Annotated in this window: 12 protein-coding genes; 7 read left to right on the forward strand and 5 right to left on the reverse strand. The window is 62.2% G+C overall.

Translation table 11 applies throughout. The features are described from left to right. Nucleotides 1-248: 248 nt before the first annotated feature. On the forward strand, nt 249-1,364 hold the full coding sequence (locus VFE81_RS22745) for a succinylglutamate desuccinylase/aspartoacylase family protein (RefSeq protein WP_325046748.1): 1,116 nt from the start codon (nt 249-251) through the stop codon (nt 1,362-1,364). Between the two features lie 14 nt (nt 1,365-1,378). On the opposite strand, the gene VFE81_RS22750 is transcribed toward VFE81_RS22745, so the two are convergent. Continuing rightward, the gene (locus tag VFE81_RS22750; RefSeq protein WP_325046749.1) at nt 1,379-2,185 is read right to left on the reverse strand and encodes a MetQ/NlpA family lipoprotein; all 807 of its coding nucleotides are present in this window, start codon (nt 2,183-2,185) and stop codon (nt 1,379-1,381) included. 298 nt (nt 2,186-2,483) lie between these two features. Between VFE81_RS22750 and VFE81_RS22755 the strand changes: the two genes are divergently transcribed. From VFE81_RS22755 to VFE81_RS22770, 4 genes are all read left to right on the forward strand, one after another. Beyond that, the gene (locus VFE81_RS22755) at nt 2,484-3,647 is read left to right on the forward strand and encodes a porin (RefSeq protein WP_325046750.1); all 1,164 of its coding nucleotides are present in this window, start codon (nt 2,484-2,486) and stop codon (nt 3,645-3,647) included. A 206-nt stretch (nt 3,648-3,853) separates the two neighbouring features. Then, nucleotides 3,854-4,243, forward strand: coding sequence for a DUF6232 family protein (locus VFE81_RS22760; protein ID WP_325046751.1), 390 nt, complete (start codon nt 3,854-3,856; stop codon nt 4,241-4,243). 146 nt (nt 4,244-4,389) lie between these two features. Beyond that, the gene (locus VFE81_RS22765; protein ID WP_325046752.1) at nt 4,390-4,734 is read left to right on the forward strand and encodes a hypothetical protein; all 345 of its coding nucleotides are present in this window, start codon (nt 4,390-4,392) and stop codon (nt 4,732-4,734) included. 264 nt (nt 4,735-4,998) lie between these two features. Further along, nucleotides 4,999-6,090: a hypothetical protein gene (locus tag VFE81_RS22770; protein WP_325046753.1), complete on the forward strand. Its 1,092-nt coding sequence runs from the start codon at nt 4,999-5,001 to the stop codon at nt 6,088-6,090. Nucleotides 6,091-6,198: 108 nt separating this feature from the next. On the opposite strand, the gene VFE81_RS22775 is transcribed toward VFE81_RS22770, so the two are convergent. Continuing rightward, the gene (locus tag VFE81_RS22775; RefSeq protein WP_325046754.1) at nt 6,199-8,652 is read right to left on the reverse strand and encodes a glycogen/starch/alpha-glucan phosphorylase; all 2,454 of its coding nucleotides are present in this window, start codon (nt 8,650-8,652) and stop codon (nt 6,199-6,201) included. A gap of 737 nt (nt 8,653-9,389) precedes the next feature. On the opposite strand from VFE81_RS22775, the gene VFE81_RS22780 reads away from it, so the two are divergent. Then, complete coding sequence (locus tag VFE81_RS22780; protein ID WP_325046763.1) at nt 9,390-10,757, forward strand: MFS transporter; 1,368 nt, start codon at nt 9,390-9,392, stop codon at nt 10,755-10,757. 30 nt (nt 10,758-10,787) lie between these two features. Here the strand turns inward: VFE81_RS22780 and ltaE are convergent, their stop codons facing one another. The 3 genes from ltaE to VFE81_RS22795 all read right to left on the reverse strand — a co-directional run bounded on the left by ltaE (nt 10,788) and on the right by VFE81_RS22795 (nt 13,085). Beyond that, complete coding sequence (gene ltaE, locus VFE81_RS22785) at nt 10,788-11,795, reverse strand: low-specificity L-threonine aldolase (protein WP_325046755.1); 1,008 nt, start codon at nt 11,793-11,795, stop codon at nt 10,788-10,790. A 60-nt stretch (nt 11,796-11,855) separates the two neighbouring features. Then, nucleotides 11,856-12,629, reverse strand: coding sequence for a peptidoglycan DD-metalloendopeptidase family protein (locus VFE81_RS22790; RefSeq protein WP_325046756.1), 774 nt, complete (start codon nt 12,627-12,629; stop codon nt 11,856-11,858). 144 nt (nt 12,630-12,773) lie between these two features. Continuing rightward, a complete protein-coding gene (locus VFE81_RS22795) occupies nt 12,774-13,085 on the reverse strand; it encodes a cupin domain-containing protein (protein ID WP_325046757.1) in 312 nt (103 codons plus the stop codon). Nucleotides 13,086-13,334: 249 nt separating this feature from the next. Here VFE81_RS22795 and VFE81_RS22800 point away from each other — a divergent pair, with 249 nt between their 5' ends. Further along, nucleotides 13,335-13,655, forward strand: a complete 321-nt coding sequence (locus tag VFE81_RS22800; RefSeq protein WP_325046758.1) for a hypothetical protein — start codon at nt 13,335-13,337, stop codon at nt 13,653-13,655. The last annotated feature ends 85 nt before the right edge of the window (nt 13,656-13,740 follow it).

The raw sequence follows: 13,740 nt of genomic DNA on the forward strand, positions 1-13,740 counted from the left end.
AGCCCGTTTCGTTTGCGGAACCGCTTTGCCGCGCCGCCCGGACTGTGATGGAACCGGCGAGGCCCGCCCGCGTGCCGCGCGCCTTCCGGATGACGCCGCATAAAACCACGCGTCGCGTCATATCGGCTAAGATCGTGCGATAGAGGCGCCGCGAGCCAGCTCGCCAATGACCGACGATGAAGCACCCATTTCCCCTGTAATCAACGACATAGCGCGGCATGCTTCACTTGCCCGCGGATTTGAAAACCATGCAAACCCAAACCCATCCGCTGATTGCCCCAACGCTCGGCACCGCCCGTAATCTGACGAGTTTTCACTACGGTCCTGGCGGCGGGCAGAAGATTTACATCCAGTCGTCGCTGCATGCCGACGAGTTGCCTGGCATGCTGGTCTCGTGGGCATTGCGCCGCAAGCTCGCCGCGCTGGAATCCGCCGGCAAGATGCGCGGCGAGGTCGTGATCGTGCCGGTGGCCAATCCGATCGGCCTGAATCAGCATTTTCTCGGCCATCTGACGGGCCGCTTCGAGACCAACAGCGCGCAGAACTTCAACCGCAATTTCTACGAACTGTCGGCGCTGATCCAGCCCGGTATCGAAGCGCGTCTGACCGACAACATCGACGCCAATCGCACGGCAATCCGCGCGGCGATGCATGAAGCGCTCGACGCGCAAAACCCGGCAACCGAACTCGAATCGCAACGTCTGGCGCTGCAAAAGCTCTCGTACGACGCCGATGTCGTACTGGATCTGCACTGCGACTGGGAAGCCGCGATGCACCTGTACACGAATCCGGACCTGTGGCCGGAAGTCGAGCCGCTCGCCTGCTATCTGGACGCCAAGGCCTCACTGCTGGCGCTGAATTCGGTGGGCAATCCGTTCGACGAAATTCACAGCTTCTGCTGGTCGGATCTGCGCGGCCGTTACGGCGACCGTTTTCCGATTCCCAATGGCTCGATCTCGGTCACGATCGAATTACGCGGTCAACGCGAAGTGTCGTACGAGTACGCCGATCGCGACGCCCAGGCGATCATCGAGTACCTGACCTCACGTGGCGTAATCGACGGTACGCCGGCGCCGCTGCCGGCGCTCGAATTCGCCGCGACGCCTTTGGCCGGCGCCGAGCCGATCGTCGCGCCGATGAGCGGCGTGCTGGTTTACCGCTGCGAAGTCGGTACCTGGGTCGATGTCGGCCATGAGATCGCCGATATCGTCGATCCGTTGACCGATCGCGTCGTGACGCTGAAAAGCAGCGTGGCCGGCGTGCTGTACGCGCGGCATTTGACGCGCTTTGCAACGGCCGGGCTGGAATTCGCGCGCATTGCCGGCGCGAAGGCGTTCCGAAGCGGATCGTTGTTGAGCAATTAAGGCTTATAAGCCGCTCAGAAAGCCGGAATGATCGCGCCTTTGAACTGCGTGTCGATGTACGTGCGCACTTCGTCCGACTCATAAGCCGCGACAAGCTTCTTGACCCACGGCTTGTCGCGATCCTGCGCACGTACGGCGATCAGATTCGCGTACGGACCTTTGAGGTCTTCGATCGCAATCGCGTCTTTCGTCGGCTGCAAACCGGCCTTCACCGCGTAGTCCGTGTTGATCGACGCCGCGTCGAGGTCGCCGAGCGACCGCGGCAATTGCGCGGCGTCGAGTTCGATCAGCTTGATCTTCTTCGGATTGTCGGCAACGTCGAGCGGCGTTGCATTGACACCGTTCGTGCCGACGCCCGGCTTCAGCTTGATCACGCCATATTTCTGCAACAGCAGCAGCGCCCGGTTGCCATTCGACGGATCGTTCTGGATACCGACCTTCGCGCCTTCCGGCAAGTCCTTCAGCGACTTGAGCTTCTTCGAATAGAAGCCCATTGGCGAAACGTAGGTCAGGCCGACGTTGACGATCTTGTAGCCGCGTTGCTTGATCTGGCTATCGAGAAACGGCTGATGCTGGAAACCGTTGGCGTCGAGGTCGCCAGAGTCGAGCGCCGCGTTCGGCTGCACGTAGTCGTTGAATTCGATGACCTTCACATTCAGCCCCTCGCGCGCCGCGACCTTGGTCACAACCGACCAGATCTGCGCATCCGGGCCGCTCATCGTGCCGATCTTGAGTTGTTTGTCGTCAGCATGCGCAAACGTTGCCGTGAGCGAAACGGCGGCGATAGCGAGCAGATTCTGAATGATTTTGCGGCGTTGCATGCGTGCCCCTCGAACGGTTTTGATTGATAGGCGCGGATCGTCGCATGCTGCCGATACACCCGAAAACCAATCGTTTTTCACACGCTTATATGCACGATCCAGAAGAAGCTTATGAGCCGCGTGCCTTGCTTGATTTCAACTAGCGAAGCTATGTGAGTGTCGCGCCGGCGCGACAGATTTCAAAAATAAGCAAAGCTGTCACATACCTTACTCTGCGTTCCCTTAAATTTCGGGCCATCGCACGACCTTACCAAAGAGCACGGCGTCGCGATCGCTTAATTTTTAATCGGAGAAAGTCTTGAACAAGAAAGTATTGACCGCCGCTACTCTCGCCGTCTTCGCCAGTGCCGCCCACGCGCAAAGCAGCGTCACGCTGTATGGCTTGATTGATGCCGGTATCAGCTATGTGAACAACTCGAAGACCGCCACCGGCCACGGCAACCTCTTCAAGTACGACGACGGCGTTGCTCAAGGCAGCCGTTGGGGCCTGCGCGGTACCGAAGACCTCGGTGGCGGCCTGAAGGCGCTATTCGTGTTGGAAAACGGTTTTAACAGCGGCAACGGCACGCTCGGCCAGGGTGGCGCAATGTTCGGCCGTCAAGCGTATGTCGGTCTGTCGCAGAACGGCGTCGGTTCGCTGACGTTCGGTCGTCAGTATTCGTTTTCGACGGATTATCTGGGCGGCAACTACTCGACGGGTGGCCAAACCGTCGCGGGTAACTACGCTTACCACATCAATGACGTCGACCAGTTGACGTCGAGCCGCATCAACAACGCGGTCAAGTTCAGCAGCGCGAATTTCGCGGGTCTGACGTTCGGCGCGATGTACGGTTTCTCGAACCAGGCTGGCGCATTTGCCGGCTCGCCGGCTAGCGGCACGACCGCAGCACCGGTGGCGGGTTCTTCGCGTGCGTACAGCTTCGGCGTGAACTACGCGAACGGCCCGTTCGGCGTCGGCGCAGCGTACACGGACATCCGTTACCCGAGCCAGGCGACCCCGGCGTTCTCGACCAGCATCGCCAACGTTTCGACGGGCAACGTCCGCGATCTGCGCACGTTCGGTGTCGGCGGCCGTTACTCGATCGGCGCAGCGACGCTGTGGGCGTTGTACACGAACACGCGCTTCGAGCCGATCACGGGCGGTTCGACCACGTTCGCTGCATACGAAGCGGGCGCAAAGTACGCGTTCACGCCGGCACTGACGGCAGGCGCAGGCTACACGTACATGCACCTGAGCAATGCGAATCGCGGCCACTGGAACCAGGCCGATCTGAGCCTCGACTACGCGCTGAGCAAGCGTACGGACGTGTATGCACTGGGTATCTACCAGATCGCAGCGGGTCGCAACGGCACGCAGGATCTGCAAGCGCAGATCGGTTCGAGCACGAGCTACTTCAGCACGTCGGGCACGGGCGCGGACAACCAACTGGCATTCCGCGTCGGTATCCGTCACAAGTTCTAAGCGAGTCTTGCCTTTGCCGGCGAGGAGCGTCAGTTCCTTGCCGTCCCGAGGTGACGGAAAACGCCCTGCGGGGCGTTTTTCTTTTAGGCGATCGGTTTTTCAGGTGCCTGCGCTGATGTAAAGATGTCTTGCGGCGGCCGGCCACTTCCGGCGGGGGCGCCGCATCTGGTACGCTGCGCCCTTTGCTACCGCTTGCATTGGACTCGATGGAAACCCCTTTCAACGATCGCGGCGTGTCGGTCACGCGCAACGCACTCTCGTCGGCCGGTCAGGTCTTTCCGCTGCGCGACATCGTGGACGTGCAGGTCGTCACCGTGCAGAAGAATAAGGTCCTGCCGCGCGCAATCTCGCTACTTGGACTCGTCGGCGCTATTGTCGGCGGGATATTCGGCTCCCCACTCGGCATGGTGTGCGGCACGATGCTGGTGGTGGTCGGCTGGCTTACGTGGGCGACACAGGACGTCACGCATCGTCTGATGGTGCAGACCGCGAATGGTCTGCGTGAGGCGCTCATGAGCACCGACCGCGAGTTCGTCGAGCGCGTTGCCGCGGCCGTGCACGAGGCGAAGGCAGCCGCTCCGGCGCCGAAGGCTTGAGTGTTCGCCATCCGTAAAACGCCGGGCATTGCGCGTTAACACAAAATTGATTCGCGACGCGGCAGCTTTTGCGCGTCGTTGAGACGCGCGCCGCTAGAGTGGTTGGGTGTCAACAACGCGCGCCGCCATGCCGGGTCGGCGCAATCATGATGCTCACGTCCGTAGCAACGTCTGAAGTCTCCGTCCAGCGCGCACCGCGCGAATCACGCATTCCCCGCCGCACGCATATCGTCGTTCCGCTTGTCATCATCGACGTCACCGTGCCCGGCACTTCGCCGGCACATGGACGGCGCGCGCTGCATACCGCTCTCGGCGGCGATCTGCGTCTCTACGTCGTTACCATCGACAAAAAACTCGAGCGCGTGACCTTTCGCGTCGAAGTGACCTCGCGCTCGCTCGAGGACGTGATCGGTCTGCTGACAACCGCCCTCGACCGCGCCACGCTCGGTCGCGCGCAAGCCACCGTGATTCGCCGTCCGCGTGACTATTGACATAGATCAATGCTTGCACGGGCAACTGGCTAGCCGCACCCCAAACCTTTACACATTTTTGCAAATGCCCGCGGGTGGCCATGTAGAGTCGCCGCTCCTGTTATCGCGTGTTCCCTCCCGCAGGCCCCCGCAAGCGTCCCGGTTTCCCCGTCCACGCCGCGGCAATCCAATGAGATTGCCGCCAGTGCTGTCCAGGCTGTCCAACTCGCAGCTCACGATGCATCGCCTTCGCCAGGGATCCGCCTTTTTGCAAAGCGTGATCCTATGTTCCTGTCGTCTCTCGATGCCGCGCGCCGGCATGTTGGTCATCATCTTTTTCGTTCAGCGGTAGCGGCCCTGGTCGCAACCGGCGCGCTCGCCGCGTTGACCGGCTGCTCCACCACCTTCCCTACGCCCACGCCGCCAGCAGCAAGTGCCGCGCTGATCAACGGCGGCAACGACGGCCTGCTGATTCAGCTGCACGTGGAACGGGCCGACGAAGATCATGCACGCCTCGGCCTGCCGGTCCAGCTTGACGGCAAGTCGGTGTACATGGCGCTCGACACGGGGACGCAAGGCGCGCGGGTGTTGAAGTCGGTGCTGCCGGGTTCGAACTATTCAAGCTCCGGCAGCGTGACGTCGCTGTCATTCGCGAACGGCGTGGAGATTCTCGGCTCGGGCGTCAAGGTGCCGTTCAGCCTCGCCGGCACCACGCCAACGCCGATCGCCGCGCAAGCGGTGGACGTCGTGCGCTGCCTGCCGAACGCGCGGCACTGTGTCGGGATGGACGGCTACACCGGTGAATTCGGCTGGGCGTTTTCCGGCATCGTCGGCGTCGGCGCCGCCCAGCCGGACGACAACAGCTACACGCAACCGCTGCGCGCGCTGCCCGGCAACATCGGTCAACGTTATCTGGTGCACTCGAACTTCGCAAAGCCGTACATGGTGTTGAGCCCTTCGAGCGCCATTACGAAGGACTACACGATGGTGCCGATGACAGTGTCGAAAGACGGCAACGCACAATGGCCGCGGGGCTGCGTGAATGTGGGTAACAAGATGACCTTCTGCGCGCCGCTAGTGTTCGCAACCGGCAGCACCGGCATGATCCGCATCGAAACGGACACAGCGCCCAACTGGACCGGTGACGGCGACGTCGGTAATGTGCTCGAGCAGGGCAACTATGAAACGGCAATCGGCACCGGTCCATGGGTGCACCGTTACGAGAAGGCGCAAGTCACGATCGTCAAGGCGAAGCCGGACGCTAACCGCATCGTGGTCGGGTTGATGGCCATGCAGAACATCGACGTGCTATTCGATTTCCAGCGTGCACAGTTCGGTTTGCATGCAGCGAACGAGAGCGAACGATTCGCTCCGTGATATTCATCGATCGATAAGATCGATAAAAAAGGCCGTGCGGAATTTTTCGCACGGCCTTTTTTCATTTGAGTGAGCGCCTTAAAAAACACAAACACAAACCCGCCCGCGTCACTCCATACTGAGTGGATTCACGTGCCAGATATTGCGCGCATATTCGCCTATCGTGCGGTCCGACGAAAACTGCCCCATGCCCGCGACATTTTCGATCGCACTCTCGGCCCATCCGCGCTTATCGACGAAACGCGCATCCACTTCGTCTTGCGCTTTCGAAAACGCGGCAAAATCGGCGAGCACCATGTAGTGATCACCCCAATCCACCAGCGTGTGGAAAATATCCGAGAAGCGTCGCGGATCGTCCTGCGAGAAGTAGCCTGAGCGAATCTGGTCGAGGGCCATGCGCAAATCCGGATTCTCCTCGTAGACTTGCCGCGGCCGGTAGCCGGTAGCGCGCACGCTGTCCACTTCGTCAGCGGTGTGGCCGAAAATGAAGATATTCTCGCGCCCTACTGCGTCGCAGATCTCGATGTTGGCGCCGTCCATCGTGCCGATCGTCAACGCACCGTTCAACGCGAGCTTCATGTTGCCGGTGCCTGACGCCTCGGTGCCGGCCATTGAAATCTGCTCGGACAGATCGGCTGCGGGAATGATCAACTCGGCCACGCTTACGCCGTAGTTCGGTACGAACACCACCTTGAGCCGATCGCCGATCAATGGATCGTGATTGACCTTCTCGCTGACGTCGCCGATCAGTTTGATGATCGTCTTCGCCATGCGATACGCGGACGCAGCCTTGCCGGCGAACATCACCACGCGCGGCACCCAATCGCGCTCCGGATTCGCGCGAATCTGGTTGTAGCGCACGATCACATGCAGCACGTTCAGCAACTGCCGCTTGTATTCGTGAATCCGCTTGACCTGCAGGTCGAACAACGCATCGGGATCGAAGTGCAGTTTGGTGTGATGCGCGAGCCGCTGCACGAGGCGCAGTTTGTTCTGCCGCTTCGCTTCACGGAAAGCGTCGATGAAGGCGCTGTCGTTGCGCAGATTGCGCAGTTGTTCCAGCTCGAACAGATCGCTGCGCCAATGCTTGCCGATCTGCTGATCGATCAGCGACGACAGCGACGGACTCGCCTGCGCCAGCCAGCGCCGCGGCGTGATGCCGTTGGTCACGTTGGTGAAACGGTCGGGATAAATCCGCGCGAAGTCGGCGAAGATATCGCGCGTCATCAGTTGCGAATGCAGCTTCGATACCCCATTCACCTTGTGACTTGCGACGATCGCCAGATACGCCATCCTCACACGCCGCTGGCCATATTCGTCGACCAGCGAAATGCGGCGGATCATCTCGCCGTCATGTCCGGATTGTTCGCTGACATGCTTGAGAAAACCCGCATTGATCTCGAAGATGATCTCCAGATGCCGCGGCAAAAGGCGCGCGAGCATCTCGACATCCCACGTTTCGAGCGCTTCGGGCATCAAGGTATGGTTCGTGTACGAGAAGATCTTCGTGACGTGCTGCCATGCCTTGTCCCACGGCTGATGATGAACATCCACCAGCAAACGCATCAGCTCCGGAATCGCCAGCACGGGGTGCGTATCGTTCAGATGCACCGCTACTTTTTCGGAGAAACGCCCGAACGTGCTGTGCGTGCGCTGATAGCGGCGAATCAGATCCTGCATCGTCGCTGAAACAAAGAAGTACTCCTGACGCAGCCGCAATTCGCGGCCGGCCGGCGTCGAATCATCCGGATAGAGCAGCCGCGACACGTTCTCAGACATGTTCTTGGTGTCGACCGCGTTGCGGTAGTCGCCGCGGTTGAACGCGCCCAGGTCGAGTTCTTCGCTCGCGCGCGCGGACCACAGGCGCAGCGTGTTCGTCGCACTGGTCGCGTAACCCGGAATCACCGTGTCGTAGGCCATGGCGTTCACATGCTCGGTGTCGATCCACTCGACATGCTCGCCACGCTGCACGGTACGCCCGCCGAAATGCACCATGTACTTGATCTCGGGCCGCGGAAACTCCCACGGATTGCCCGCGCGCAGCCAGTAGTCCGGCGCTTCGACCTGCTCGCCGTCGACGATCTCCTGGCGGAACATGCCGTATTCGTAACGAATACCGTAGCCGAAGCCCGGAATGCCGAGCGTCGCCATCGAATCGAGAAAACAGGCGGCGAGCCGCCCGAGACCACCGTTGCCGAGCGCCGCGTCCGGCTCGATATTGACCAGCATGTCCATATCGACGCCGAGACTCGCGAGCGCTTCCTTCATCTGATCGTGGATGCCGAGCGCGAGCAATGCGTTCGTAAACGTGCGGCCGATCAGGAATTCCATCGACAGGTAGTAGACGCGTTTGACGTCCTGTTCGTACTGCAGGCGCGTGGTCTTCATCCAGCGCGCGACCAGCCGGTCGCGCACGGCGAGCGCCGCGGCGTGCAGCCAGTCATGCGGGTGAGCGGTGACGGCGTCCTTGCCGACGCCGTACATCATGCGATTGGAAATTGAGCGCCGTAGCGCATCGACGGTACTGTTGAGCTGGTCGAATTCCAGATCGACGGCTGTCATCGAAGCCTCCGGGAAAAAACGACGCGACATACGCGAACCGCATAAATGACGGACGGGAGGCGCGTGTCGGTCAGGCGGGTTAACGAACAGAGTACGACATTTTACGGCCCACGGACACCGGCGAGCACGAGCGGGGCTCACGCACATGCCATGCCCGTCGAGACGCCGTACTTCACGGGTTTTGCGCACGTACGCGGTGCAGGCGGCCTGTGCGCGGCACTGCGCACGTGCATCGGCCCACAAAACAGGCAAACGATGGCGCGCGACGAAAGGCGCTTTCATAAGAGAGACAGCACGATTATTTTTTCGACGTGTGACTTGCCGATGAAATGCGCTGACCGGTTCGATGCGTGGTCAAATCGACGGGTCTCGTCTGCCGAACTGTTATGCCGAAGTGGCTTATGACAACCCGGCACGGTACGGATTCGAAGACGCAGCACGGGCTTGACCGTTAGTTGCGTTGTGAGCGCCCGATAAAGCGCCCCGCCCCGCCGACCTCCCAGCACGATTTCCACGACTCTGTAACAATTGCTCCAATCCCCGCGCGAGCCGCCCTGACTGCCGGACTCAGGCCGCGCGCGCTTCACCCCACGCAACCCTGCCGCTGGCGCGCCGTGCTGTCCCTCCGACATATCCGGCGCTTCGGCATGCATAACCCGACGAGCCACGCCTTGTCCGACAAACCCAGCGCCACCCGTGGTGCCACGCTCGACCAGACCTTCCCAGTGGACGGCCCGATGTCCGCCGCCAACCGCCGCGCGATGGCCGCGATCATGCTCGCGGTCGCGCTCGCCACGCTCGATACCGCGATCGCTAATACCGCCCTGCCCGCCATCGCCGCGGATCTGCACGCGGCGCCTGCCGCGTCGGTGTGGATCATCAACGCGTATCAGCTTGCGATGGTCGCAACACTGCTGCCACTTGCCGCGCTCGGCGACATCGTCGGGCATCGCAGGATTTATATTGGCGGCATTGCGCTCTTCACGCTGGCGTCGCTGGCGTGCTCACTCGCTTCGACGCTGCCGATGCTGGCCGCCGCACGCGTGCTGCAAGGCCTCGGCGCGAGCGCGATCATGAGCGTCAATACGGCGCTGATCCGCTATCTGTATCCGCCGCATCGGCTCGGACGGGGCCTCGGCACTAATGCGCTGATCGTCGGCGTGTCGTTCGCCGTCGGGCCGACGGTGGCATCGCTGATTCTGTCCGTTGCCGCATGGCCGTGGCTGTTCGCGGTCAACGTGCCGCTTGGTCTGCTGGCGCTAGGCTTCGCGTGGCCCGCGCTGCCGTACACCGAGCGCGGCAAACACAACTTCGACCCGATTGCGGCGCTCCTCAACGTAATCACGTTCGCCGCACTGATCTTCGCGCTCGGCGAGGCGGCCCAGCGCGCCTCGACGCAACTGGTGCTGAGCGCCGCCGCGATCGCCGTTGTGTTCGGCGTATTGCTGATTCGCCGTGAAGCCGGTCATCCCGCGCCGATGCTGCCCGTCGATCTGTTCAAGCGGCCGGTGTTTGCGTTGTCGGCGGTAACCGCGGTGTGCTCGTTCGCCGCGCAAGGGCTGGCGTTCGTGTCGCTACCGTTCTACTTCGAAGATGTGCTGCATCGCAGCCAGGTCGAGACCGGCTTTCTGATGACGCCGTGGCCGGTGGTGGTCGCGTTGGCCGCGCCGCTGGCGGGCAGTCTGTCCGACCGCTATCCGCCGGGCCTGCTCGGCGCGATCGGCCTTGCGGTGATGTCGGCGGGCATGGCGTCGCTGGCGTTGCTGCCGGCGCATCCGGATGTGCTCGACATCGGCATCCGCATGGCGATTTGCGGCGCGGGCTTTGGCTTCTTCCAGTCGCCCAACCTGAAGGCATTGATGGCGAGCGCGCCGCCCGAGCGCAGTGGCGGCGCCAGCGGCATCGTCGCGACTGCGCGGCTGCTCGGACAGACCACCGGCGCTGCGCTCGTCGCGCTGAGCTTCGGTATCGCCGGCCGGCATGGCCCAACACTCGCGCTCAGCGCCGGCGCTTTCTTCGCCGGCGCGGCGAGCCTCGCGAGCGGACTGCGGCTGTTCGCGCCGTCGCATCGCGCGGGCGTGCACGCGAAAGCGTCGGCGGAATAAACAAAGCAGGCGCACTGCTGTCCCGATCGATCAACGCGCAGCGAAATACCCCTTCACTGCTGCGATAAACGTATCGATATCCGCACGCGACACATCTTTATGCGTGACGAATCGCGACGCGTACAGCATCTGCGTAAGGATGCCGCGCTCCTTGAGCCACGCTTCGAGCGGCACGCAATCCTGCTGCGGAAACTGCGCGAACACCATGTTGGTCGCGATTGACTGCACCTTGACCTGATCGATCGATTCCAGACCGGCGGCCAGATGCGCGGCGTTCGCGTGATCGTCGGCGAGACGCTCGACGTTATGATCCAGCGCGTACAGGCAAGCCGCCGCCAGCACGCCGGCCTGGCGCATGCCGCCGCCCAGCACCTTGCGCCAGCGATGCGCCACCTCGATCAGCGCCTGGCTACCGACCAGGACCGAGCCGACCGGCGCGCCCAAACCCTTCGAAAAACAGATCGAGACCGAGTCGAACGGTCCGCACAGCGCCGCGACCGGCTTGCCCGATGCAACCGCCGCGTTGTAGACCCGCGCGCCGTCAAGGTGAACCGACAAGCCGCGCTGACGCGCCAACTGCACCGCCTCGTCGACGTAACCCGCCGGCAGCACCTTGCCGCCGATGGTGTTTTCCAGCGCCAGCAGCCGCGTGCGCGCGAAGTGGTTGTCGATCGGCTTGATCGCGGAGGCGATCTTCTCGAGCGGGATCGAACCGTCGGCGGCATTCTCGAGCGGCTGCGGCTGGATGCTGCCGAGTACCGCCGCACCGCCACCTTCGTACTTATAGGTGTGCGCCAACTGGCCGACGATGTATTCGTCGCCGCGCGCGCAATGCGCCATCAACGCTGCCAGATTGCTTTGCGTGCCGCTCGGGAAGAACAGACCCGCTTCCTTGCCGGCACGTTCCGCGACCGTTGCCTGCAGACGCAGCACGGTTGGGTCGTCGCCCCAGACGTCGTCGCCTACTTCGGCGGCCGACATCGCCGCGAGCATGGCCGGGGTCGGACGGGTTACGGTGTCGCTGCGCAAATCGATCATGATGAAAGCCTTGTGTGTCTCTGTTTGTCTACGCTACGTATGGAATTCATGCGGCCCGGTTTACCCACCTGACTTCGGCAGCCACGCAAGCGGATCGACCGGCTGGCCGTTCTGGCGAACTTCGAACTGGATCGACGCCACGCCCCGGCTATCCACACCGACTTCGCCGATCGTTTGCCCTTGCGCGACGGCGTCGCCTTCCTTGACCAGCAGCGTACTGTTCTGCCCGTAGGCGGTAATCAGCGAGTCGTCGTGCTTGATGATGATGAGCGGACCGTACGCCTCGATACCGGTGCCCGCGTAAACCACGCGGCCGGTCGCGGCGGCCTTGACCGGATCGCCCGGGTGGCCGCCAATCACGATGCCGTTCGACTTGCCTGGCGCAAAAGTTTTCAGCACGGGACCACGCAACGGCCACAGCAGCACGCCTTGTTGCGGAACACCAGCGGCACCGGGCGCGCCAGGCGTCGTGGCCGAACCATTCTGACCGGCAACACTGACCGGGGGTGTCACCACACTACCGGACGCCATCGGCGGCGCCACCCGCAGCACCTGCCCCGGATTGACCGCCGAATTCGACGCAAGGCCGTTCCATCCCGCAATCTCCTGCGGCCTACGGCCGTACGCCGACGCGATGCCCGCCAGCGTGTCACCCGGATTGGCGCGATAGTAGCCGGCCGGCACAGGGACCGTGCCAAGGGTAGTCGGGTGCGACGGCGCGCTGCTGTAGAACGGCGTGCTGTCCCACGGCATCGACGTACAGCCGCTGATCATCACGCCGAATGTCGCTGCGATCAGCAACCGGCTCGTCGTGAATTGCCATTGTCTTGTCATGTGATTTTCCTCGACATTTGATTCAATCTGATTCAACCAGCCCGAAGCATTTGCCGTGCCGCTCGGCGCGCTCGCTGCGGCGCCTATCCATTATGCCGCCGTGTGCAACGACAATGGTTCGACACGGCATCGGACGGAGAATCGTCAGACACTGCCCTCAGCCTCGATCACCAGAATGCGCGCCACACCGATCGGATGCGCGACATGCTCGGTGCCCACCGACGCGTAGAACACATCGCCCGTTTCCAGAATAGCCGACTGTTCCACGCCGTCTTCGCGATATCGCATCTCCACGCGGCCGTCGAGCACGGCGAACACTTCCTCGCCGTCGTTGACATGCCACTTGTACGGCTGATCGGTCCAATGCAGGCGTGTCGTGATGCCGCGCATGTTGGCGATATCGAGCGCGCCCCACGGACGCGTCGCGGTGAAACTCTTGCTGCGAATGATCTTCATGGTGAATAACAGGTTGAGAAGCAGACGCTGCCGCCGCGTTATCCGTACCGCATACCGAGCCACCCGGCCCGGTAGGATCACGCGTTTCGACTGGCCCCATTATAGGTGTTGCGGCAACCACGACCGCCGGCACGAGATCGCTCGAGCAGATTCGTGTGACTATTGAATCCTTTCAACCCTCGCCTATACTCAGTCATGCTGCCGGAACGCACCGTACGCAAAACGCCTGGATCCTGCGAGGAGTTGGGGATGAACAAAGCCACGTTTCTGGCCGTGCAACTCAACGTCGATGATGTAGCGGCGTCGCCCGGTCTGGTTGAATTGCTGAACACGCACCTGGTTTTCGCGGCAGACGTTGCCGAAGCCGCCGACGCGCTGGTCCAGTTGGCCAGCATCGCGGGATTGGCGAGTGGCGTCGAAGCCAGCGTCGAGATTCCAGCTCTGGCGATCGAACGGCTACGCGAGGCGCTCGACAATCTCAGCGGCTACGACGAATCCTGGTTGCTTGCCCTGGAACCAAGCCGCGCGCTGTTCGATGAAATAGGCCGCCGGCACCGCACCCTGCATTAAAGCCGCGCTCGCGGATTACATTCGCACTGCTGCGCACCCTCGGCGTTCATCGACAAGCGCCGCCGGTCCGCCACTTTTCGCTCAC

The organism is Paraburkholderia sp., from assembly GCF_035656215.1.
Lineage (GTDB): Bacteria > Pseudomonadota > Gammaproteobacteria > Burkholderiales > Burkholderiaceae > Paraburkholderia.

What these genes read in the sequence shown, in the direction of transcription:
- VFE81_RS22795 (WP_325046757.1), bottom strand. Translation starts at nt 13,085, where the DNA reads ATGAAGATCATTCGCAGCAAGAGTTTCACCGCGACGCGTCCGTGGGGC.
- VFE81_RS22800 (WP_325046758.1), top strand. Translation starts at nt 13,335, where the DNA reads ATGAACAAAGCCACGTTTCTGGCCGTGCAACTCAACGTCGATGATGTA.
- VFE81_RS22790 (WP_325046756.1), bottom strand. Translation starts at nt 12,629, where the DNA reads ATGACAAGACAATGGCAATTCACGACGAGCCGGTTGCTGATCGCAGCG.
- VFE81_RS22745 (WP_325046748.1), top strand. Translation starts at nt 249, where the DNA reads ATGCAAACCCAAACCCATCCGCTGATTGCCCCAACGCTCGGCACCGCC.
- VFE81_RS22780 (WP_325046763.1), top strand. Translation starts at nt 9,390, where the DNA reads ATGTCCGCCGCCAACCGCCGCGCGATGGCCGCGATCATGCTCGCGGTC.
- VFE81_RS22760 (WP_325046751.1), top strand. Translation starts at nt 3,854, where the DNA reads ATGGAAACCCCTTTCAACGATCGCGGCGTGTCGGTCACGCGCAACGCA.
- VFE81_RS22770 (WP_325046753.1), top strand. Translation starts at nt 4,999, where the DNA reads ATGTTCCTGTCGTCTCTCGATGCCGCGCGCCGGCATGTTGGTCATCAT.
- VFE81_RS22750 (WP_325046749.1), bottom strand. Translation starts at nt 2,185, where the DNA reads ATGCAACGCCGCAAAATCATTCAGAATCTGCTCGCTATCGCCGCCGTT.
- VFE81_RS22775 (WP_325046754.1), bottom strand. Translation starts at nt 8,652, where the DNA reads ATGACAGCCGTCGATCTGGAATTCGACCAGCTCAACAGTACCGTCGAT.
- VFE81_RS22765 (WP_325046752.1), top strand. Translation starts at nt 4,390, where the DNA reads ATGATGCTCACGTCCGTAGCAACGTCTGAAGTCTCCGTCCAGCGCGCA.
- ltaE (WP_325046755.1), bottom strand. Translation starts at nt 11,795, where the DNA reads ATGATCGATTTGCGCAGCGACACCGTAACCCGTCCGACCCCGGCCATG.